At 68.3% G+C, this 20,525-nt stretch carries 18 protein-coding genes; 4 read left to right on the top strand and 14 right to left on the bottom strand.

Annotated features, from left to right (window positions below):
* Positions 1-23 precede the first annotated feature (23 nt).
* The 8 genes from allB to D9V32_RS02770 all read right to left on the bottom strand — a co-directional run bounded on the left by allB (position 24) and on the right by D9V32_RS02770 (position 10,617).
* Positions 24-1,361, bottom strand: coding sequence for an allantoinase AllB (allB, locus tag D9V32_RS02805; RefSeq protein WP_121647380.1), 1,338 nt, complete (start codon positions 1,359-1,361; stop codon positions 24-26).
* Between the two features lie 62 nt (positions 1,362-1,423).
* Positions 1,424-2,668, bottom strand: a complete 1,245-nt coding sequence (locus D9V32_RS02800; RefSeq protein WP_121647379.1) for an allantoate amidohydrolase — start codon at positions 2,666-2,668, stop codon at positions 1,424-1,426.
* Entirely contained in the window at positions 2,665-3,924 is a 1,260-nt protein-coding gene (locus tag D9V32_RS02795) for a pyridoxal-phosphate-dependent aminotransferase family protein (RefSeq protein WP_245981970.1), read from the bottom strand. Before D9V32_RS02795 ends, D9V32_RS02800 begins: the two co-directional genes overlap by 4 nt.
* The gene (locus tag D9V32_RS02790) at positions 3,921-6,617 is read right to left on the bottom strand and encodes an AtzH-like domain-containing protein (protein ID WP_121647378.1); all 2,697 of its coding nucleotides are present in this window, start codon (positions 6,615-6,617) and stop codon (positions 3,921-3,923) included. The genes D9V32_RS02795 and D9V32_RS02790 overlap by 4 nt, the downstream gene beginning before the upstream one ends.
* 2 nt (positions 6,618-6,619) lie before the next feature.
* Positions 6,620-7,309, bottom strand: a complete 690-nt coding sequence (locus D9V32_RS02785) for a YoaK family protein (protein ID WP_245981967.1) — start codon at positions 7,307-7,309, stop codon at positions 6,620-6,622.
* Positions 7,310-7,464: 155 nt separating this feature from the next.
* Entirely contained in the window at positions 7,465-8,112 is a 648-nt protein-coding gene (locus tag D9V32_RS02780; protein ID WP_121647377.1) for a GntR family transcriptional regulator, read from the bottom strand.
* 100 nt (positions 8,113-8,212) lie between these two features.
* The gene (locus D9V32_RS02775) at positions 8,213-9,679 is read right to left on the bottom strand and encodes an amino acid permease (RefSeq protein WP_121647376.1); all 1,467 of its coding nucleotides are present in this window, start codon (positions 9,677-9,679) and stop codon (positions 8,213-8,215) included.
* Positions 9,676-10,617, bottom strand: coding sequence for an arginase family protein (locus tag D9V32_RS02770; RefSeq protein WP_121647375.1), 942 nt, complete (start codon positions 10,615-10,617; stop codon positions 9,676-9,678). The genes D9V32_RS02775 and D9V32_RS02770 overlap by 4 nt, the downstream gene beginning before the upstream one ends.
* Positions 10,618-10,775: 158 nt before the next feature.
* On the opposite strand from D9V32_RS02770, the gene hutH reads away from it, so the two are divergent.
* Positions 10,776-12,335, top strand: coding sequence for a histidine ammonia-lyase (gene hutH / locus D9V32_RS02765; protein WP_121647374.1), 1,560 nt, complete (start codon positions 10,776-10,778; stop codon positions 12,333-12,335).
* A gap of 50 nt (positions 12,336-12,385) precedes the next feature.
* Positions 12,386-13,168, top strand: a complete 783-nt coding sequence (locus D9V32_RS02760) for an IclR family transcriptional regulator (protein ID WP_121647373.1) — start codon at positions 12,386-12,388, stop codon at positions 13,166-13,168.
* Positions 13,169-13,286: 118 nt separating this feature from the next.
* Here the strand turns inward: D9V32_RS02760 and hutI are convergent, their stop codons facing one another.
* The 3 genes from hutI to D9V32_RS02745 all read right to left on the bottom strand — a co-directional run bounded on the left by hutI (position 13,287) and on the right by D9V32_RS02745 (position 17,180).
* Positions 13,287-14,462, bottom strand: coding sequence for an imidazolonepropionase (gene hutI / locus D9V32_RS02755; RefSeq protein ID WP_121647372.1), 1,176 nt, complete (start codon positions 14,460-14,462; stop codon positions 13,287-13,289).
* 110 nt (positions 14,463-14,572) lie between these two features.
* Positions 14,573-16,252, bottom strand: a complete 1,680-nt coding sequence (hutU, locus tag D9V32_RS02750) for a urocanate hydratase (protein ID WP_121647371.1) — start codon at positions 16,250-16,252, stop codon at positions 14,573-14,575.
* Positions 16,253-16,427: 175 nt separating this feature from the next.
* Entirely contained in the window at positions 16,428-17,180 is a 753-nt protein-coding gene (locus tag D9V32_RS02745; protein WP_121647370.1) for a phosphoglyceromutase, read from the bottom strand.
* Positions 17,181-17,378: 198 nt separating this feature from the next.
* Here D9V32_RS02745 and D9V32_RS02740 point away from each other — a divergent pair, with 198 nt between their 5' ends.
* The gene (locus D9V32_RS02740) at positions 17,379-17,564 is read left to right on the top strand and encodes a hypothetical protein (protein WP_121647369.1); all 186 of its coding nucleotides are present in this window, start codon (positions 17,379-17,381) and stop codon (positions 17,562-17,564) included.
* Positions 17,565-18,191 carry a Fic family protein gene (locus tag D9V32_RS02735; RefSeq protein WP_121647368.1) on the top strand — a complete coding sequence of 209 codons (627 nt, stop codon included), beginning with the start codon at positions 17,565-17,567 and terminating at the stop codon, positions 18,189-18,191.
* A gap of 46 nt (positions 18,192-18,237) precedes the next feature.
* On the opposite strand, the gene ygfZ is transcribed toward D9V32_RS02735, so the two are convergent.
* From ygfZ to D9V32_RS02720, 3 genes are all read right to left on the bottom strand, one after another.
* Entirely contained in the window at positions 18,238-19,392 is a 1,155-nt protein-coding gene (gene ygfZ / locus D9V32_RS02730; RefSeq protein WP_121647367.1) for a CAF17-like 4Fe-4S cluster assembly/insertion protein YgfZ, read from the bottom strand.
* Complete coding sequence (locus D9V32_RS02725; RefSeq protein WP_121647366.1) at positions 19,393-20,013, bottom strand: nitrobindin family protein; 621 nt, start codon at positions 20,011-20,013, stop codon at positions 19,393-19,395.
* Positions 20,014-20,151: 138 nt separating this feature from the next.
* Positions 20,152-20,442, bottom strand: coding sequence for a hypothetical protein (locus tag D9V32_RS02720; protein ID WP_121647365.1), 291 nt, complete (start codon positions 20,440-20,442; stop codon positions 20,152-20,154).
* Between the last annotated feature and the right edge of the window lie 83 nt (positions 20,443-20,525).

The raw sequence follows: 20,525 nt of genomic DNA, 5'->3' as shown, positions 1-20,525 counted from the left end.
GGTCGCGGCGCTTCGTCATTGGTTTAGGGTCGCCGACGCACCTGCCCCGCGGGAGACGAATCCTCGGTGATCTCGGCACCGTGCAGCCACACGCGCTCGACCACGCCGTGCAGGCGGCGGCCGTCGAAGGCGGAGATCTTATTGCGATGCGCGAGGTGTTCGGCATGGACGGTGAATGCGGCGTCCGGATCGAAGGCCACGAGGTGAGCGCGATTGCCCACCGCGATGCTGCCCACGTCGGTGAGGCCCACGAGACGGGCCGGGGCGGCGGAGAGAAGCGCGATCACGCGCTCAAGCGGCATCCCGAACTCGCGCGCGGCGGTCCAGACCACCGGCAGCTCCACCTCGAGGCCGGAGACGCCGCCCCAGGCCACGCGGAAGTCGCCGTCGCCGCGGCGCTTCTGTTCGATGGTGCTGGGTGAGTGATCCGAGGCGATGGTGTCAATCGTGCCATCGGCGAGGGCTGCCCAGAGCGCCGCCCGGTTTCCCGCGTCACGGATGGGCGGGCAGCACTTAAACTCGGTGCCACCGGCGGGCACGTCCTCGGCGCTCAGCCCCAGGTAGTGCGGGCAGGTCTCCACGGTGAGGCGCAGCCCCGCGGCCTTGGCCGCCCGGATCTGATCGAGCGCGCTGGCCGCCGACAGGTGCAGGATGTGCGCGCGGCCGCCGGTACGCTCCAGGCCCTGGATCACCATGCGGATGGCATCGCGCTCGGCCGATTCGGGCCGCGAGCGCAGAAACTCCGGATAGCCGCCATCCACCGCCTCGGGCTGGGCGTCCAGCACCGCTGGGGACTCCGCGTGCACGATCAGCAGGGCATCCACCTCGGCGAGCGCCGCGAGCACGATGTTCAGCTCGGACTCATCCAGGTGTCCAAACTCGTCGATCCCCGAGGGCGCAAGAAACGCCTTGAAACCGAAAACCCCGGCCTCGTGAAGCGGGCGCAGATCCCCACCGTTCTCGGGTACCGCGCCACCCCAGAACCCGACGTCCACCCGCAGCTGCGGGATAGCCGCGGCCAGCTTGGCCTCGAGCGCGGCAACGGTGGTCGTGACCGGGATCGAGTTCAGCGGCATGTCCAGCAGGGTCGTGACCCCGCCACGGGCGGCCGCGCGGGTGGCCGAATCGAAGCCCTCCCACTCGGTGCGGCCGGGCTCATTCACGTGTACGTGGGTGTCCACGAGACCCGGCAGCAGCACCTGGCCCGCGGGGAGGACGATGCCCGGCGGGGCCGCATCCAGCGCGGTGATCGCCGAAATGCGGCCACCGTGCACGTGCACACTCGCCGGGCGGAATGCGCCGTCAATGAGGGCGCGCTCGGCGTGAATGATGAGATCAGCGTTGTGAGGGGTCGAGGACATCGGGTGTGCTCCATCCGGATGGGGGAAAGTGGGAGGAAGGCAAGGGGATGTGGTGGTGCAAACTAGGGGGCGCGGTGGTGCTCGGCGAGGGTTTCGATCGTGCGGGTCAGGGCGTCCAGGGCGGTGTCGATATCCGCGGCGAGCACGCTCTCATCGGGGTGATGGCTAATGCCGTCGTTACCGCAGCGCACAAACAGCATCGCGACGTCGGTGATCGCGGCAATCGCCAGGCCATCGTGTCCGGCTCGGCTCCAGATCGGGGCGGGAACAGCGGCACCGGTAGCGCCAGCGATACCGTTCTCCACTGCCGCACGCAGCGCGGGCGCACACACCACGGCGTCGGCACGATAGTTTTCTCGCCACTCGACGCTCACGCGACGGCGCTCTCCCACGGCCCGCGCGGCCGAGGCGATGCGGGCGAGGGTCGACTCACGCAGCGCGGTGGATTCCGCGCGGAGATCCAGGCTGAACTCCACCCGGCCGGGGATGACATTGACCCCGCCGGGGAACGCGCGGATCGTCCCGACCGTGGCGAGCGCCCCGGCCTCCCGCGCGATGGCCTCGCCCGCCAGAATCATCTCGCTCGCGCTCACCAGCGCATCGCGGCGACGAGCCCAGGGGGTGCCACCAGCGTGCCCGGCCTTCCCCGTCACCACGACCGTGTGCCGGGTCGCGGCCCCGATCGAGGACACGACCCCGAGCGGGCGATCCTGATCCAGGAGCTCCGGGCCCTGCTCGATGTGGGTTTCGAGGTAGCCCACGAGCTCGTGCGGTGCCCGCCCAGCCTCGGCGATGCGCGCGGGATCAAGGCCAAACGACACCGCGGCCTCGCGGTAGCTCACGCCCTCCGCATCGCGGACATCCCACCACGCGGGGTCAAAGGTGCCGGCGAGCGCGCGGCTCCCCGAGAGGGCCGTGCCGAAGCGGGTGCCCTCCTCATCGCTCAGTGCGACGATCTCCAGGGCAAAGGGCAGGCGCCGTGCCTCGGGTGCCAGCCGGCGGATCGCGGCGAGCGCGAGCAGCACGCCGAGCATGCCGTCATAACGGCCGGCATCGGGCACAGTATCGAAGTGCGAGCCGAGCAGCAGGGCGGGGAGGCCAGGCGTTCGCCCCTCGATCCGGCCGCAGAGGTTTCCGGCCGCATCCACCCGCACGGCGAGCCCCGCCTCGGTAAACCAGGGTGCCACGAGCGCGTTGACGGCCGCGTGCTCGGGGCTCAGGTGGACGCGTTCGAGGGCATCCGGCCGGGCGGACACCGCGGCCAGCGCGGCAATCCTCTCGGCGATCAGCTCACCCTCGGCACTCACGCGGGGTTCCCCGCGGCACGGTAGCTGTCGAGCGCGGCCTCCACCCCGCCCGAGCGCGGAACCGAGACCCCGTGGCGCACCAGCACCGATTCGAGCGCGGCGAGCGTGGAGAGCACGGTGTCCCGGCGGGCGTTGTATCCCATCGTGCCGATGCGCCACACTTTCCCGTGCAGCGGCCCAAACGAGGTGCCGATTTCAATCGCGAAGTCATTCAGCATGTCGGCACGCACGGCATCCCCGTTCACGCCCTCGGGGATGTGCACGGCCACCACGTTGTTCATCCGGTGCTGCGCCTCACCGAAGTCGCGCAGCCCGAGGCCCAGCACGCCGGCGTGCATCGCGGCACCGTGCACCCGGTGGCGCTCGATCGTCTCCGCGAGCCCCTCGGTCACAATGATGCGGGCACACTCGTGGGCCGCATAGAGCATGCTCGTCGCCTCGGTGTGGTGGTTCAGGCGGGTTGCCCCCCAGTAGTCAAAGATCATGCCCAGATCAAAGTAGTTCGAGCGAATGCGGTGCTCGGAGGCGTACTGCCCCGGATCTCTCAGCCCCGCCTCCACGCTGTGCCGGCGCTCAATGCGTTCGACCGCCGCGGGCGAGAATGCGGCCGGGGCACTCCCCGAGGGACCGCCCAGACACTTCTGCAGGCCCGCGGTCGCGGCATCCACCCCGAGGGCATCCTGATCAAAGGGGTTTCCGCCCAGCGAGGCCGTGACATCGGTGTAGAGCAGCGCGCCGTAGCGATCGCAGATCTCCCGCAGCCCGTCGAGCGGCTGCATCATCGTGGTCGAGGTATCACCGTGGACGAGAGCAACCAGCGCGGGCCGGGTCTGCGCGATTGCCTCGGCGATCTGCTCGGGGCGGAACACCGTACCCCACGGAATCTCACGGACGTGCACCTCGGCACCGGCCCGCTCGCAGATCTCGCGCAGCAGGCCGCCGAACCGGCCAAAGATCGGTACGAGTACTCGATCCCCCGGCGTGATGAGCGAGAACAGTGCGGCCTCGATGCCCGCGCGGGCGGTGCCATCGATCAGCAGCGTGTGCTCATTCCGGGTCTGGAATACCCGGCGATAGAGCTCCTGAGTCTGGCTCATATACGTGGTCATCGCCGGATCAAACTGGCCGATCAGACCCGCCGACATCGCGCGCAATACTCGCGGATCGGCGTTGATCGGCCCGGGGCCCATGAGGAGCCGCTGCGGCGGGGCGATGGGCTCGGAGGCGAAGGCGGGTGCGCTGGTGTGGATGGTCATACGGTCTCCCGGTCGAACGAGGTGGTGAGCTGTCGGGTGAGGGAATCGGCGAGGTCGAGCAGGGTGTGCTCGCTGCCGGGTGGTCCGATCAGGCTGAGACCGATCGGCGGAGAGGCTGGTGTGCCAGGAACGGGGAACGCGAGTGCCGGCCGGCCAGTCAGCGAGGCGATCGTGGTGAGGCGCAGGGTTGCGACGCGCACGGCATCGAGCTCCGCTGGCGGGATATCCACGCGCGGGGCGGGCCCCGGCGTTGTGGGAATCAGGAGGAGGCGGTCTCCGAGGGCCTCGTTGAGCAGCCCGCGCAGCTCTGTTTGGTGCACACGCGCCCCCGCGATTACCTCGGGATCCAGCTCGGCCGCCGCCCGGAACCTCGCGGCAACCGCCGGTTGAAGCGCGCCCGGATGTGCGGCAACCCACTCACCGTGGGCGGCGTGAGCCTCACCCGCCTGCACGAGCCGGAAGACCTCGGGTACCTCGTCGAGGCGGTCGAGCTCGGTGCTGGTCGTGGAGTATCCGAGCTCGCCCAGCGTCGCAAACGCCGCAAAGAGGGCCGTCGCGACCGAGCACTCCACGCCGCGCAGGAGACTCGGAACCGTAATAACTTCCGTAACGCGAGCGCTAGGGGTGTCGGGCCCCGGCACGCTCGCGGCGAGTACCCGCCGGAGCAACCCCGGTTCCCGGGTGAGCCAGCCGACGCTGTCGAAGCTCGGGGCCAGCGGGAGGACGCCCGTGCGCGAAACGAGTCCGTGGGTCGTGCGCAGCCCCCACAGCCCCTGATAGGCGGCGGGCACCCGGATCGAGCCCGCGGTGTCGGTGCCGAGCGCGATACTCGCCTGCCCGGAGGCGACCGCTACGGCGGGGCCGCTGGTCGATCCGCCGGGGAGGCGACCCGGGGCCGCGGGATTCGCGGCGGGGGAATGCGGGCCGCTGGTGCCCGAGAGCCCGTAGGCAAACTCGTCGGTCTGGGCGATCCCGGTAACCTCGGCACCCGCACTGAGCAGGGCCGCGAGTGCGGGCGCATGCTCGGGTTCCACGGCATCTTCGGCAAGATATGCGGGTACCCCGGCACCAATGCGCTGGCCGGCAACGGCAAACAGATCCTTGACGGCGATCCGCTCCCCCGAGAGCGCACCCGACGCCGCGGCCGGCACGAGCGGGGTGCCTACGATCCGCCACACGGCCGGATCGATCGCCGGTGCCGGCGCCGAAACGTGGGCCAGCGCGATCTTCCAGCCCTCCGCGCCCAGGGTCCAGTGCTGGGTGTTGAGCCCGCGACCACCCGCAGCGGTGCGGGTCTCGACCATCATCAGCGCGTTGTGCGCGTCGATCCAGCGAATGTCCCGGTTCACGACCGTGCGGCTCGCGGTGCCACCGCGGCGAGAACGGAACCCGAAGATGTCCGCCGACCCGCGCAGTACGCCGTGGGCATCGGCGCGCAGCGCGCCCGGTCCGCTGACAAACGCGGCGGCGAGCGCTTCCACGTCGTTTCCGGTGAGTGCCCGCTCATAGGCTTCGCTCGCGGCTACGAGCGCTGCCGAGCCGTGGCCCGCGGTGAAGTCGGAGCGCCGAATCGTCGCGTGTACCCCCACCACCCGGTCAACCACCTGCGAGATGCGGAAGTCGGTGGCGGCACTGAGATACGCGTAGGCAAGGTGCGCCTCCATGCTGTAGCGGGCCCCCAGCAGAGATACGCTCGCCTCCACGCAGGCACGCATCGCCTCATCCAGGGTGCTCCCCAGGCCGCAGGGCACCACAAAATCGGGGGTCTCAATCAGCGGGGCCGTCAGGGTTCCCCAGCGGGCCACCGCCTCCGCGGCGGGTACCAGGTCGAACCGCACCGTGACGCGCAGCGATGCCTCCAGCGCGGTCAGCGACACCTCACCATCGCCCTGCGCAAAGTGCGGATCGCCCACATAGGCGAGGGCTCCGGGCACCTGAACCGGCAGAAAGATCGTGCTGCCCGGGGTGAGCAGTGAAACATCGATATTGCCACCGTGGATGCCCGGCGGAACCGAGTGCGGTCGCTCCGTCTCGGCCACCGCAACGCCCATGATCCCGAGGAAGGGGTGCAGTTTGAATCGCGCGCGCCCGGCCTCGCCGGACCGCAGCGGCACGCTGCCCCATGCCGGAGCATCGGCGGCCAGATTGCCGGGTTCGGCGGGTACCACCGGGCTGAACACGCTCACGTTCTCCGGCCCCTCGGGGAAGCGGTCGGGAAGGGCTCCCCGCCCGTGGCGGTTCGAGATCACCCCGTAGGGCACTCGGCGCAGCGCCTCGACCAGCGTGATCCCGAGCACATCCCCGGGCTTCGCACCGCGCACCGCAATGGGCCGTGAGACCACGTGCGGGCCATCGGTTTCGGCCTCCCGCGGGGCCTTCCGGGCAATCTCGATCGCATCCTCAAGAACGCGATCGATCGGGACGCCGTGAGACCCGAAGAACACCGCCGGATCGGACCCCTGGTCCTCGAGAAGCCCCTCGTGGCTCACGGTGTCGATCGTGACCTCGGTACCGTCGTCCACCGTCAGGAGCGGAGCATCCCCCGCCGCGGGCAGCCGACCCCAGAGCACCGTATCGGCTCCGGCATGAACGTAGTGGGCGGAGCGGATCGGGCCGGTTCCGCGCTGTAGGACCGGGCCGATCCCGATCTCGGAGGCGCCGTTCTGCGCCGTCTTGATCTCCCGCTGTTCCATGGTCAGGCCTCGATTCGGCGCGCACCGAGGTGCCCGAGGAAGGCAACCACGAGGGTGATCAGTGCCGAGAGAATGATGCCCGGTGCCAGTCCGAACCGGTGTAACCAGGCCCCCGCGGCGGCCCCCATCCCGATGAGAATGACCGCGAGAGCGCGGCGCAGCCACGGGTGGGTTGCGTGACGTCCGAGTACGGAGTCATAGGCCAGCCCGACGAGGGTTGAGGTCACCACCACGGTGGTCACATCGGCCACCGCGAGGTGGCGGGCGGCACCGGCCTGAAGGCCCATCGCGGCACCGAGCAGGCCGGTTACCGTGAGCGCGAGTGCCGTGATCTCGACGACCGGCGCGACGAGCACCAGGACGGCGCAGGCAACGAGAATACCGGCGACGATTCCGAGCTGGGCGGTGTTACGCCTCGTCCATCCGGGCTCGGATCCCCGAGCAAGGCGGCCGCTCGCTGCGGCACCGGCCATGAAGCAGACCAGGGCAATCACCGGCCCCAGAATGGGCAGGTGATCGGCCCCCACGAGCGCCATCCCGAGCAGCACCACGTTGCCGGTCATGTTTCCGGTAAACACACGGTCGAGCCCGACGTAGCCCACCGCATCGATCACCCCGGTGGAAAACGTCAGGGCGAGCATCAGGGCGACGTGGGGAACCCCGCCGATTCGGTGCTGCAGTGCTGTGGTCACCCGTGATCCCTCCGCTGATGCGGTGTCACTCGATCACCGCTTCGGTATACCCAAACTAGGCTTCGCGAAAGTCTACAGCGCGGCGATTGTGTTTCCGGATTGTAAAATCAGTGCCAGGAACGTCAGTGCCCGCTATTTCGGTATACCAATTTTTGTTATTCGGTCGCATCCAGCGTATCGAGCACGCGCTGACGCGCCTCGGCCACATGAGCACGCGCGAATCCGGCAGCGGCTTCGGGACGCCCGCGCAGAATCGCCCCGGCGAGGCCGCGATGTTCCTCGAGCGCCTCGGCGTGATCCTCACGGTAGGCGTGGGCGGCGAGGCGGCGGTCGAGGTCCAGCACCGGGCGCAGAAGCCGCGTCAGCAGCGAATTATTCGCGAGGGCGACGATCTCCGCGTGCAGGGTCGCCGCCGCGGCCGTGGCGGCACCGGGCTTCTCCGACCGCGAGGTGACGGCCTCGAGAGCGGCGGCCAACGCGGTCGCATCCGCGCCGGCAGCCACGTTGCGAGCGGCCGATTCCGCGGCCAAAACATCCAGGTGGGCGCGCACGTCGAAGAGCTCGATCACCTCGGCTCGATCAAAATCGCGCACGACGATACCTCGGCCGGGCCCCGCCGCGATGTATCCGGCGTCCAGGAGCCTGGGCAGGGCCTCACGCACGGGTACCCGGGAAACCTCCAGCTCAGCCGCCAGCTCTCGCTCACGCAGGCGCTCACCGGGAGCGAGGGTGCCGTCGATGATCCGATCACGGATGCTCTCAAACACCCGCTCGCTGAGGCTGTTGGGGATCACGGCGGACATGTTCGTCACGTTAGCACAGCGCCGCCCGGCATCCACGAGGATGCCGGGCGGCGCTGGACGGTGCGCTGGCGGCGCGGCCGGAGAGTACTGACCGTGCGCGCTAGCGATCCTGCGGCGGGATCACCCGGATGGGCGCGGTGGTGTCTTCCAGCTCGCGCGGCTTCTTGCCGTTCGGGCGCACCAGGAAGCGGTAGCCGAGCGCAAGAATCGCGATCCAGATCAGCCCGACCCAGAGGGCGTCTCGGGTACCCGGGATGACGCCGATCATCACGATCACAAACACGATGAACCCGACGGTAATCCACGAGGCCACCGGCCACAGCGGCACGGGGAACTCGCTCGGCAGGAGGTTGTCTCGCGCGATTTCGCGCTTCATCCTGATGTGCGAAATCAGGATCATCAGCCACACCACGACCGTGGCGAACGTGGCGAGCGCGGCGATCAGGAAGAAGATCTGATCCGGGAACAGGATGTTCAGCACCACGCCCACGAGGAGCGCCCCCGACATGGCGATCACGGTGAGCCACGGCACACCGGTACGGGTGAGGCTCGTGAAGGCCTTGGGCGCGTGCCCCTGCTCGGCGAGGCCGTGCAGCATGCGCCCGGCACCGAAGATATCGGCGTTGATCGCGGAGACAGCCGCGGTGATCACGACCGCGTTTAGGATGTGCGCGGCACCGGTCAGCCCGAGGCTGTCGAAGATCGACACGAACGGGCTCTTGGAGCCGTCGATGGTGTTCCAGGGCTGGATCATCATGATCACGCCGAGGGTCAGAACGTAGAACAGCAGGATGCGCACGGGCACCGAGTTGATCGCCTTCGGGATCACAACCTTGGGGTTCTGTGCCTCACCGGCGGTGATACCGATGACCTCGATGCCACCGAACGCGAACATCACGATGGTGAAGGCCGCGAGGAAGCCCAGGATGCCACCGGGGAAGAATCCACCGTGTTCGAAGAGGTTGGCGAGGCCCGCGGCATTTTCACTCTGGTTGCCCAGGCCGAAGATGATGATGGCGATACCACCGGCGATCATGCCGATGATGGCCACGATCTTGATCAGCGCGAACCAGAACTCGAGCTCGCCGAAGACCTTGACCGAGATGAGGTTGACCGCCGCGATGAAGAAGATGAGGGCGAGGATCCAGATCCAGCGATCGACATCGGGGAACCAGAAGCCCATGTAGACGGCGAACGCCGTAACGTCGGCGAGCGCCACCACGAACATTTCGAACGTGTACGTCCAGCCGGTGAGGAACCCGGCGAACGGGCCGATGTAGCGCGAGGCATACTGCCCAAACGACCCGGAGACGGGGTGGCGCACGGCCATTTCACCGAGCGCTCGCATCACCATGAAGACGGCGGCGCCACCGATCATGTAGGCCAGCAGCACCGCGGGCCCGGCGGTCTTGATCGCGGCGGAGGAGCCGTAGAACAGCCCGGTGCCGATGGCCGAACCCAGCGCCATGAAACGGATATGACGTGCGGTGAGCCCGCGGCGCAGGCCTTCGGAGGTTACCTTACCCAGGCGCGACGATGCGGGTGGGGTGTTGGTTTCGGCGCTCATTGGGCAGCCTTTCGTTGGGCAAGGCCGGTGGCGGCCTCAAGAATGAGGAGTGCGGCGAGCCGGATGGTCCGGCCGTCCGCGGTGTCGGCGGTGGCGTCGATCTCGGTGAGGTCGAGCGAGCGCACCCGCGCATCCCGGGCGAGAGCCCGGGTCAGGCGGCGCAGCTCATGCGCCTGAAGTCCGCCCGGCACCGATGCCGGGCAGGCCGGTGCCACGCTGCGATCGCACACGTCCACGTCCACGTCGACGTGCACGGGCCCTCCCGCAGCCCCCGCGATGGCCAGCGCCTCGGCGGCGATGTCCTGCGGGGTGCGATCGTGCAGCGCATCGCGATGGATCACGGTGATGCCGAGATCGCGGGCCCGCTCACGGTACTGGCGGGAGTTCGCGAAGTCGGCGATGCCGATCTGGACCACCCGGGTGCCGTCGAGGCCCGCCTGGATGAGGCGGCGTACCGGTGATCCGTTGCTCACGCCGTCGCGCAGGTCATGGTGTGCGTCGATCGTGATGAGCCCGGCGGTGGCGAGATTGTCGCCAAATCCCCCGAGTGCGGCCGGAACGGTGGCCGCGTTGTCTCCGCCCAAGCTTATGAGCAGTTCGGTGGTGGAGGCCAATTCGCGCAGTGTGCGAATGGCCGCGGCCTCGCCTTCCGGGGTGTCCGGGTCGGCGATATTGCCGTCGTCGACGAGGGTCAAGACCTCCTCGAGCACGGTGTCGGTCAGGCCGTCGAGGCTGACGCTGTGGCCGGAGTAGCGCCGCAGGGCCGCCCGGATGGCGTCGGGAGTGTGCTGCGCGCCGGTGGGCGAGAGCGAGGTGCGCCAGGTGGGCACACCGACGATGGCCAGGTCGGCGACGTTGCCGCCCGGCTGTGATCCGCGGGAGGGCCAGGCGCCAGTGCGTGGCCAGAGCGGATCATCATGCAGTGATGGGGTACTCATGCCCTGACCGTACAGGGTTCAAACCGCCGCGGTGTATGGGCCGCACGACACGTGTGTCTGGGAATTCAGACGAGCGCGGCACCCCACAGTCTCAGATACCAGACATCATCGTCGGTAGCCGGGTTGGTCTTTTGGGCCGGGTGCGCTCGAATCGGATCATGAGCAACGCACAGACCATCGCGCTCGGCGCGAACACCCTGACCATCAACGACGTCGTCCGGGTTGCCCGCGAAAATGCGCGCATCGAGATCGCGCCCGAGGCCGCGGTCCGCATCCGCGCGAGCCGCGCGGTGATCGAGGAGCTGGCGAACGACACCCGCCCGCACTACGGCGTCTCGACCGGCTTCGGCGCCCTCGCCAACGTGCAGATTCCCGCCGAGAAGCGCGCCCAGCTGCAGCGCAGCCTGGTGCGCTCGCACGCGGCAGGTACCGGTGCCGAGGTCGAGCGTGAGGTGGTGCGCGCGCTGATGCTGCTGCGCCTCAACACCCTCGTTTCCGGGCACACCGGTGTGCGGCTGGAAACGGCCGAGGCCTACCGAGACATCCTCAACGCGGGCATTACTCCGGTCGTGCACGAGTACGGTTCGCTCGGCTGCTCGGGTGATCTCTCGCCGCTCGCGCACTGCGCGCTCGCGGTCATGGGCGAGGGCGAGGTGCGCGGCCCGGATGGCACGCTGCAGCCCGCAGCTGACGCCCTCGCCGCCGCCGGCATCACCCCGGTTGTGCTTGCCGAAAAGGAGGGTCTGGCACTGATCAACGGCACCGACGGGATGCTCGGCATGCTCGCCCTTGCCCTCACCGATCTTGCCGCGCTGGTCCGAGTGGCGGACATCGCGGCCGCGGCGAGCATCGAGGGCCTGCGCGGCACCGACGCCGTCTTCGCCGCCGACCTTCACGAGCTGCGTCCGCATCCGGGACAGCGGGACAGCGCGGCCAACCTGCGGCGAGTACTCGCCGATTCTGGTCTCATCCAGCGGCCGGTCGAGGGTCAGTTCACCCGCGTGCAGGATGCCTACTCGCTGCGCTGCTCACCCCAGGTGCACGGCGCGGTACGTGCCACGATGGCGCACGCCGAGAGCGTCGCCGCGATCGAGCTGGGCTCGGCCGTGGACAACCCGGTCGTGACGAGCGACGGACGGGTGGAGTCCAACGGAAACTTCCACGGTGCCCCCGTGGGCTACGTTCTCGACTTCCTGGCGATCGCCGTGGCTGATCTCGCGAGCATCTCCGAGCGCCGCACCGATCGCTTCCTCGACACCTCCCGCAACCACGGGCTGCCGCCGTTCCTCGCGGCAGATCCCGGGCTCGACTCGGGCCTGATGATCGCCCAGTACACCGCGGCCGGCATCGTTTCCGAGCTCAAGCGCCTGGCCGTTCCCGCCTCGGTGGATTCGATCCCCTCCTCGGCCATGCAGGAGGACCACGTGTCGATGGGCTGGGCCGCGGCCCGCAAGCTGCGTCGCGGCATCGACGGTCTCGGCCGGGTGCTCTCGATCGAGCTGCTGGCCTCCACCCGCGCCCTCGATTTCCGCCTGACCGAGGCTCCCGAGCAGGTACCCGGTGCCGCCACCTCCGCGGTGCACGCACTGTTCCGCACGCGCATCGATGCGCCGAGCACCGATCAGTTCCTCTCCCCCACCATCACCGCGGCCTACGATCTGGTCGAAAGCGGTGCCGTACTGGATGCCGTGGAGAAAGCCATCGGCACTCTTGACTAGGCTGGAGGTAACCCGCGCTCACCGCTGAGCGTGGAGCAGGGGAGGATTTCATGGCAGGAGTCGCATCACGGGTTCCCGCGGCCGAACAGACGCTGCAGATCCTCACGCTGCTCTCCACCCAGCGGGGGCCGCTTCCGGCCTCGATGATCGCCGCGCAGCTCGGGCTGCCGCGCTCGAGCGTCTATCACCTCCTCAACGTGCTGGTGCGCAACGGTTTTGTGCTGCACCTCGCCGAGGAGAAGCGCTACGGGCTCGGCATCTCGGCGGCCGCGCTCAGCTCGGCGTATGCGCGGCAGGAGCCGCTCTCCCGGCTGGGGCGGCCGCTGCTCGCGGGCCTCGTGGACCGCGTGGGTGCGAGCGCGCACCTCGCGGTGCTGCACGGCCGCGATGTGCTCTACATCGTCGAGGAGCGCGCACGAAATGCCCCCTCGCTGATCACCGACGTGGACGTGCGTCTGCCTGCCCCGCTCACCGCCACCGGCCGGGCCATCCTGGCCGGGATGCCCACGGCCCAGGTGCGCGCGCTGTTCCCGGATAAGGGGTCGTTTGTGACCCGCGGCGAAAGCCCGGATGAGATCACCCGCTATGCACGCCTGCGCGAGGTCCTGACCCAGGTACAGCGACGTGGCTACGCGACCGAGGAGGGCTCGGTGAGCCCGGGCCTCTCCTCGGTGGCCTGCGCTGTCCATGATCACCGCGGCTGGCCGGTGGCCGGTATTGCCGTCACCTTCGCCGCGGAGGCCGTCGACCCAGGAGCTATTGCGGGCCTTGTTGAGCAGGTGCAGCAGACCGCGGATACCCTGACCCAGCGCATCTACGGACGTACGGCGTAGCTCGGGTTTTTCCGCCCCTTGGCTTCGAAGCGCTCCGCGGGAGAACGGCTCAACGGGGCGAGGGCCAGCCGGGTGCAGCTCCCGGCCGGCCCTCCTCGTCGGCGGATTCCCCGTTCCCCTATCCGCGGACGCGATTTCCGGCACGCCAGACCGCGTGGGTCAGCGGCATGCCGGGGCGATACGCCAGGTGGGTGACCGAGGGCGCATCGAGTATCTGAAGGTCGGCGCGGGCACCCACGGTGAGCTCGCCCACGCGAGGTTTGCCCGGCCGGTCGAGGTGCCGGCCGAGGGCGCGGGCACCACCGTGGGTCGCGGCACGCACGGCCTCGGCCACGGTGAGGCGCATCTGGAGCACCGCGGTGGCCACGGCGAATCCCATCGACGAGGTGTACGAGGTGCCGGGATTCGCGTTGCTGGCAATAGCGAGGTGTGCGCCGGCGTCGAGGAGCGCACGGGCCGGGGCCAGCGGCATGCGCGTCGAGAGGTCACAGGCAGGCAGCACGGTGGCGACGGTGTCGGAGGCCGCGAGCAGCGCGATATCGCCTTCGGTGAGGAACCCGAGGTGATCCACGCTGAGCGATTCGTGCTCCACCGCGAGGCGCACTCCGGGGCCGTGCCCCAGCTGGTTTCCGTGGACGTGGGTGTCGAGGCCGCGCGCGGTGGCGGCCGCGAGAATGCGTCGGGTTTCCGCCTCGTCGAATGCGCCGGTTTCGCAGAAGACGTCGACGGCGGAGACGGTGTCCGCCACCGCGTCCAGCATCTCGCCGGTGACGAGGTCGAGATAGGCTGCCCGGTCCGCTCCGGCGGGGACAACGTGCGCCCCGAGGAAGGTGACCTCGTCGACGTGGCGGGCCGCGATCTGCGCCGATCGCCGCTCATCGGCCACGGTCAGGCCGTATCCCGTCTTGGTTTCCAGGGTGGTGGTGCCGCCCCCGTAGGCCTCCTCGAGGTGGCGGATCAGGCCGCGTTCGAGTTGTGCGTCGGTCGCGGCACGGGTGGCCTCGACGGTCACGTTGATGCCACCGGCCGCATACGCTTCGCCGGCCATACGCGCCTCGAACTCCGCCGTGCGGTCCCCCGCGAAGACCAGGTGGGTGTGGGAGTCAACCCAGCCGGGCAGCGCGGCGCGCCCCTCGGCGTCGTATCGTTCATCGGCGGCGGGGGCGTTCGCCGCGGGCCCGACCCAGGCGATCAGACCGTCATCCATCACCACCGCGGCGTCACGCAGGCGCCCGCCTGAGTGTTCGGGATCGTGGGTGGTCAGCTCGCCGATGCCGGTGATCAGGGTGCTCATCTGGGGTCCTCCCGAGGGTGTTTCACGCTGGTGTTTCGCACGGGTGTAGCGCGCTGGCCGTGGGGCCGGAGTTGAGCGCGGGCACGGGTGTGCCCGCGCTCGGTCCCAGGCTAGTTGCCGGTGTTGCGAATGGTGGGTTCCATCGGAATGTGTACGCCGCGTTCGGCGGCGACATCTGCCGCACGCTGGTAGCCCGCATCCACGTGCCGGATGACGCCCATGCCGGGGTCGTTTGTCAGCAGGCGCGAGAGGCGTTCGGCGGCGAGCGGGGTGCCGTCGGCCACGGACACCTGGCCCGAGTGGATCGAACGTCCGATGCCCACGCCGCCGCCGTGGTGAATGGACACCCAGGTGGCACCCGAGGATGCGGCGGTAAGTGCGTTGAGCAGGGGCCAGTCGGCGATGGCGTCCGAGCCGTCGGCCATGGATTCGGTTTCGCGGTAGGGCGAGGCGACCGATCCGGAGTCGAGGTGGTCGCGGCCGATCACGATGGGCGCGCTGACCTTGCCCTCGGCGACCAGCTCGTTGAAGCGCACCGCTGCCTTCGCGCGGTCGCCGTAGCCGAGCCAGCAGATGCGGGCGGGCAGACCCTCGTATTCGACGTGTTCCTGGGCGGCGCGGATCCAGCGGTGCAGGTGTTCGTTTTCGGGGAAGAGCTCGAGAATGGCCTCGTCGGTGACCCGGATGTCTTCGGGGTCTCCGGAAAGCGCGACCCAGCGGAACGGCCCAAGGCCCTCGCAGAACAGCGGGCGAATGTAGGCCGGGACGAAGCCGGGGAACTCGAATGCGCGATCGTAACCGCCGTGGCGGGCCTCGTCACGGATGGAGTTGCCGTAGTCGAACACCTCGGCACCGGCGTCCTGGAACTCGACCATCGCCCTCACGTGTGCGGCCATCGAGGCGCGAGCGTCGAGGGTGAAGGTTTCGGGGTCGGCGGCGGCGCGTTCGGCCCACTCGGCGACGGTGTAGCCCACCGGGAGGTAGGACAGTGGGTCGTGGGCGGAGGTCTGGTCGGTCACGATGTCGATCGGGACGCCGCGGCGCAGCAGCTCGGGGAACACCTCGGCGGCGTTGCCCACGAGCCCGACCGACAGCGCGGTGCGGTTCGCCTTGGCCTCGAGCACGAGTTCGAGGGCGCGATCGATATCGGTCTCGACGCGGTCAAGGTATCGCTTGCCGGCGCGACGGTTGAGGCGATCGATGTCGACGTCGACGATCAGCACGGCACCGCCGTTCAGGGTGACCGAGAGCGGCTGCGCGCCGCCCATTCCACCGCAGCCGCCGGTGAGGGTGAGGGTGCCGGCGAGGGTCCCGCCGAAGCGCTTCTCGGCGATGGCGGCGAAGGTTTCATAGGTGCCCTGGAGGATGCCCTGGGTGCCGATGTAGATCCAGGATCCGGCGGTCATCTGGCCGTACATGGTGAGCCCCTCGGCCTCGAGCCGGCGAAACTCGGGCCACGTTGCCCAGTCGCCCACGAGGTTGGAGTTGGCGATCAGCACGCGCGGCGCCCACACGTTTGTACGGAACACCCCGACCGGCTTGCCGGACTGCACCAGCAGCGTCTCGTCGTCATCGAGGTGGGTGAGCTCGCGGGTGATCGCGTCAAAGCTTGCCCAGTCTCGTGCCGCACGGCCCGTGCCGCCGTACACGACGAGGTCGTCGGGACGCTCGGCCACCTCGGGGTCGAGGTTGTTGTGCAGCATGCGCAGCACCGCCTCGGTCTGCCAGCTTTTCGCGGTGATCTCGGTGCCTCGCGCTGCGCGAACCGGACGTGCCCCTGGGAGTGCCATAGTGAAGACCTTTCGTTGTCTGTCTGCCACTATCCAAGCGCGCCTCTACCCGCGGAACAATGCCCGTCTCGGGCGGTGTGTCTGGGGTTCCAGACCGCCACAGAACTTCTCCACGGGGATGCATAGAGCCCCCGAGACCTCACGGTCTCGGGGGCTCTGTAGCGCAGCGGAAGGGTTACTTCTTCTCACCCTGGGCGGCCACGGCGGCGGCACCGGCAGCGGCGGCCTCGGGGTCGAGGTACTCGGCGGCACCGATCGGCTTGAGGTCGGCGTCCAGGCGGTAGACCAGCGGGATGCCGGTCGGGATGTTCAGCTCGGCGATCTCGTCATCCGAGATACCGTCGAGGTGCTTCACCAGGGCGCGCAGCGAGTTGCCGTGCGCGGTGACCAGGACGGTCTTGCCGGCGACGAGCTCGGGGGCAATGGTGCCCTCCCAGTAGGGAAGCATGCGCTCGATGACGTCCTTGAGGCACTCGGTCTCGGGGATCTCGCCATCGATGCCGGCGTAGCGCGGGTCGTGAGCCTGCGAGTACTCGGCGTCGGCGGCCAGCGCGGGCGGCGGTACGTCGAAGGAGCGACGCCAGGTCTGGAACTGCTCGGGGCCGTACTCGGCGAGGGTCTGGGCCTTGTCCTTACCCTGGAGCGCACCGTAGTGACGCTCGTTCAGACGCCAGGAGCGGGTGACCGGGATCCAGGCGAGGTCGGCCTTGTCCAGCGCGATGTTCGCGGTCTGGATGGCGCGGGTCAGGACGGAGGTGAACAGAACGTCGGGGCGCAGACCGGACTCGGTCAGCAGCTCGCCGGCGCGGGCGGCCTCGGCCACACCCTGATCGCTCAGGCGAACATCGACCCAACCGGTGAACAGGTTCTTCTGGTTCCAGTCACTGTTACCGTGACGCAGCAGGATGAGGGTATAGGGCTCAGTCATGCCTCCAGTCTATCGAGACGCCCTCCGACACGGGAATAATTTGTCGTGCACGGATACCCGTATGAGGGTGACAGCGCCGATTCTATGCAGCGCATAGGCCCTGGGCTCACAGTCCTTTCCCACCCACGTTTGGTTCCCCTAGCCACCCCACCTCCATAGGCTGGAGAATACCCAGCACACATCCCAAAGGAGGCCATCATGACGCTCACCGACATCATCCGCAGCCCAGACGGCCTACGCAGCATCAGCCGCGAGCGCCTGCGCGAGGCCGTACGTAAATCTACGCGAGCATCGGCCGCACTTGAGGGCCGTGTCATCCCCGAAGACTACGTAAGACCAGAATGGGTCACGAAGTTTCTTGCCGCCCACGACCGTCTCGGCTAAGTGTCTCTCCGGCCACCGTATGGTGCCACCGCACTTGATTTTGATGAGCTAGAAGCCCTCACTCCAGCGGTTCGCTATGCTCCGGTAAGTCTTCGAACGAAAGCTGCCATCTACGACATCGAACAGTCGTTTGAAGAACGCATAGGAGACAGCCTCACCGACCGTGCGGTTGTCGGCAGCATCGGCCTCGACCTTATTCTCACGCGTCATTTCATCTCTCTGCTCCACCATGAGATGTACGGACAACTGTGGACATGGGCCGGGACCTATCGCCGCCGGACCACCAATATCGGAGTTGACCCCGCGTACATCCAGACAGAGCTGCAGCATTCCCTGGACACAATTCGCTACAGATGGCGGCACACCACAGATTGGACGGCCGCGCAGCTTGGAATTGCGGTACATGCAGAGGTGGCGCGTATTCACCCGTTTTTCGATGGGAATGGGCGTTCAAGCCGAGTGCTCGCCGATATCGTTTTTGGTGCGGCTCAAAACGGACGTTACGTTGAACGCTACGAGTGGCAGGTAAACCGAGAACAATATATCCAGCTACTACGCGCGTACGACAGACACCGCAACTCCGCAGACCTAGCGGCGTTTATCTCCGTTGAGGAGTGGGAAGAGTAATACTCAACGGCTCACCGAGCATGTCGCACCCGGTGCACACGGCACCCTACGCCCGACGTCCGCCAATGCGCGGCAGTCGCGGAATGTCGGCCACGGAGCCGGCGTCGCTCGGCACGATGATCTCCTGGGCGGCCGCAAGCCAGCCGGGTTCCTCGTTTTCGCCAGCGGGGCGCGCCACATCGAGACCGATCGTCGGGTCAACGGCGCGGCGAATAACGCCGAGCGCAATCGGGCCAAACTCGTAGTGGTTTGCCACCGAGGTGACCTTACCCACGATGCGGGGTTCGCCCGCCTTGAACGCACGAATCTCGGCCCCGGGCTCGGGCAGGAACCCCTCCGAGCCGTCGAGGTGTAGCTGCACAAATCGACGCGGCGGGTGCCCCAGGTTGTGCACCTTCGCGATGGTTTCCTGGCCGCGGTAGCAGCCCTTGTTCAGGTGCACGGCCGAGCGCAGCCAGTCGGTCTCATGCGGAATGGCGTGATCGTCAACCTCGGTGATCTCCCGAGGACGCCAGGCCGCAATCCGCAGGGCTTCGGCAGCCAGCGCCCCAGCCGCGGGATGCGCGGCCGCCACCTCGGCGAGGGCCGTGCGCGGCACCAGCACCTCACGCCAGGTGTAGTCCACACCGGGGTGGGTGTCCGGGCGCGAATACTGCCAGCCGCCATCCACCACGTGCGTCCACGGGTCACGCCAAATCAGCGGCACGTCGTTCGGGGCGGCCGCGGGCAGAGCGTCCAGCGCGATGCCGCCGTCACGTTCCAGCAGGCCCACGATCGCGAAGTCCTCCGTGCGGTCCAGAATCTCGACACGGGCACGGAAACGCATCTTCAACAGCCACGCCACCAGCGCCTCGGCGGAGGAAGACTCCGGCAGCAGCCACAGCGAAACACCGTCATCGATCAGGCCGGCGGCATGCTCGATCCGGCCCTGCGGGCTCAGCACGAGCGTCTCGCCCGAGTCGCCCACCGCGAGCGCGGTGATAAGCCCCGACGTGATCGAGTTCAGCCAGGTGAGGCGGTCCTCGCCGCGCAGCTCGAGCACGGTGCGGGTGGAGAGATCCACCAGCGCCTTCCCCGCATCGAGCGCACGCTGCTCCCGCAGCGGATTGCCGTAGTGCGCGGGCACGCCGGGATCGGCCGATTCCTCGGGCACGATCGCGCCGGGCAGCGCGGCAAACGGGGTCTGCGGGAGCGCGGTCACCTAGTCGACCTTGGCCAGACGAGCGGACGCGTGGGAGGCGAGCTCCTGGCCGAGAGCCGCGATATCCCAGGCCCACAGCAGGTGGCCATCTACCAGACCGTACATGCGGGTGGCCGCGGTGTAGTCCTTGCTCCCGGCGGCACGCAGGACGGCGTCGGTGCTGAGATCGATGCGCGGCCCGGTGATCTGGCCGAGGTAGAGCTCACTCACACCATCCGGGTGAATGATCGAGGCCTGAATGTCGAAGCCGCCCGCGGCGTTGCGTAGGGTTTCGACGCCCTCGGCATCGGTAAACGGAGCCTCGGCGCGGGCCGGCAGCATCGCGGGCCCGGCATCACCCGGGGTCAGGGCGCGGTGCAGGCGCCAGTAACCGGTTTCGGAGGCGAGCAGCGTCGTCGCGGCATCCTCTTCAGAGTCGGCGGACTCATCCAGCAGCCAGGCCTGCGAGCTGTAGTTCAGGTACGACTGACCGTCGTGGCTGAAACTCACCCGCTGACGGAACTCGTGCTGAATGCGCTCCTCGCCGACGAGGTAGGACAGCACACCGGTGCCCTCCCAGACGCCGAGCAGCCAGGACAGGGGAACAACCTCGGCCGGCAGACCGGTGGGGATCTCAATCATCTGAGAACCCGCTAGCGCTGGCCGCGGTACAGGTTATAAACGACGACGCCGGCTGTGTAGACAATCGCCAGCGTTGCCAGGCAGAGCAGACCGATGAAAAACAGTTCAAGTGCGAGCATGCACCCAGTCTATCCCGCGCTATGCCGGGAGCAACTTACCAATTCCCATCAGCGCGCTCATGACGCCGAGGATGACCACGGATCCGGCGATGCTGATGGCTACCCGATCGATAAAACCGGTCTTTCGGCCGCCGCGCAGCTGCATCACAAAGGTGAGCATGGTGACCACGGCGAGGGCCACGGCGAGCCAGGAGAACGCGGCAACACCGGGTGCGAAGATCCAGATCAGGATCGCAGCGACCAGCGCAACCACCCACACCAGCACGATGTCGCGGCGGCGCGGAAGGGCGACACTCTCAAATTGACTCACCCTGCCATTGTGCCCGATCCCCCGCCGCCACACCATTCGGCGCGGTAAATGCACGAACGCCCAGTGCGCCGAGGAGGTGGCCG

It is taken from the genome of Mycetocola tolaasinivorans, from assembly GCF_003667565.1.
Taxonomy (GTDB): domain Bacteria; phylum Actinomycetota; class Actinomycetes; order Actinomycetales; family Microbacteriaceae; genus Mycetocola; species Mycetocola tolaasinivorans.
This window is presented reverse-complemented; position numbering and strand designations above follow the sequence as displayed.

What these genes read in the sequence shown, in the direction of transcription:
- D9V32_RS02725 (WP_121647366.1), bottom strand. Translation starts at nt 20,013, where the DNA reads ATGATTGAGATCCCCACCGGTCTGCCGGCCGAGGTTGTTCCCCTGTCC.
- D9V32_RS02795 (WP_245981970.1), bottom strand. Translation starts at nt 3,924, where the DNA reads ATGACCATCCACACCAGCGCACCCGCCTTCGCCTCCGAGCCCATCGCC.
- allB (WP_121647380.1), bottom strand. Translation starts at nt 1,361, where the DNA reads ATGTCCTCGACCCCTCACAACGCTGATCTCATCATTCACGCCGAGCGC.
- hutI (WP_121647372.1), bottom strand. Translation starts at nt 14,462, where the DNA reads ATGAGCACCCTGATCACCGGCATCGGCGAGCTGACCACCCACGATCCC.
- D9V32_RS02770 (WP_121647375.1), bottom strand. Translation starts at nt 10,617, where the DNA reads ATGAGTACCCCATCACTGCATGATGATCCGCTCTGGCCACGCACTGGC.
- D9V32_RS02780 (WP_121647377.1), bottom strand. Translation starts at nt 8,112, where the DNA reads ATGTCCGCCGTGATCCCCAACAGCCTCAGCGAGCGGGTGTTTGAGAGC.
- D9V32_RS02790 (WP_121647378.1), bottom strand. Translation starts at nt 6,617, where the DNA reads ATGGAACAGCGGGAGATCAAGACGGCGCAGAACGGCGCCTCCGAGATC.
- D9V32_RS02745 (WP_121647370.1), bottom strand. Translation starts at nt 17,180, where the DNA reads ATGACTGAGCCCTATACCCTCATCCTGCTGCGTCACGGTAACAGTGAC.
- D9V32_RS02760 (WP_121647373.1), top strand. Translation starts at nt 12,386, where the DNA reads ATGGCAGGAGTCGCATCACGGGTTCCCGCGGCCGAACAGACGCTGCAG.
- D9V32_RS02775 (WP_121647376.1), bottom strand. Translation starts at nt 9,679, where the DNA reads ATGAGCGCCGAAACCAACACCCCACCCGCATCGTCGCGCCTGGGTAAG.
- hutU (WP_121647371.1), bottom strand. Translation starts at nt 16,252, where the DNA reads ATGGCACTCCCAGGGGCACGTCCGGTTCGCGCAGCGCGAGGCACCGAG.
- hutH (WP_121647374.1), top strand. Translation starts at nt 10,776, where the DNA reads ATGAGCAACGCACAGACCATCGCGCTCGGCGCGAACACCCTGACCATC.
- D9V32_RS02740 (WP_121647369.1), top strand. Translation starts at nt 17,379, where the DNA reads ATGACGCTCACCGACATCATCCGCAGCCCAGACGGCCTACGCAGCATC.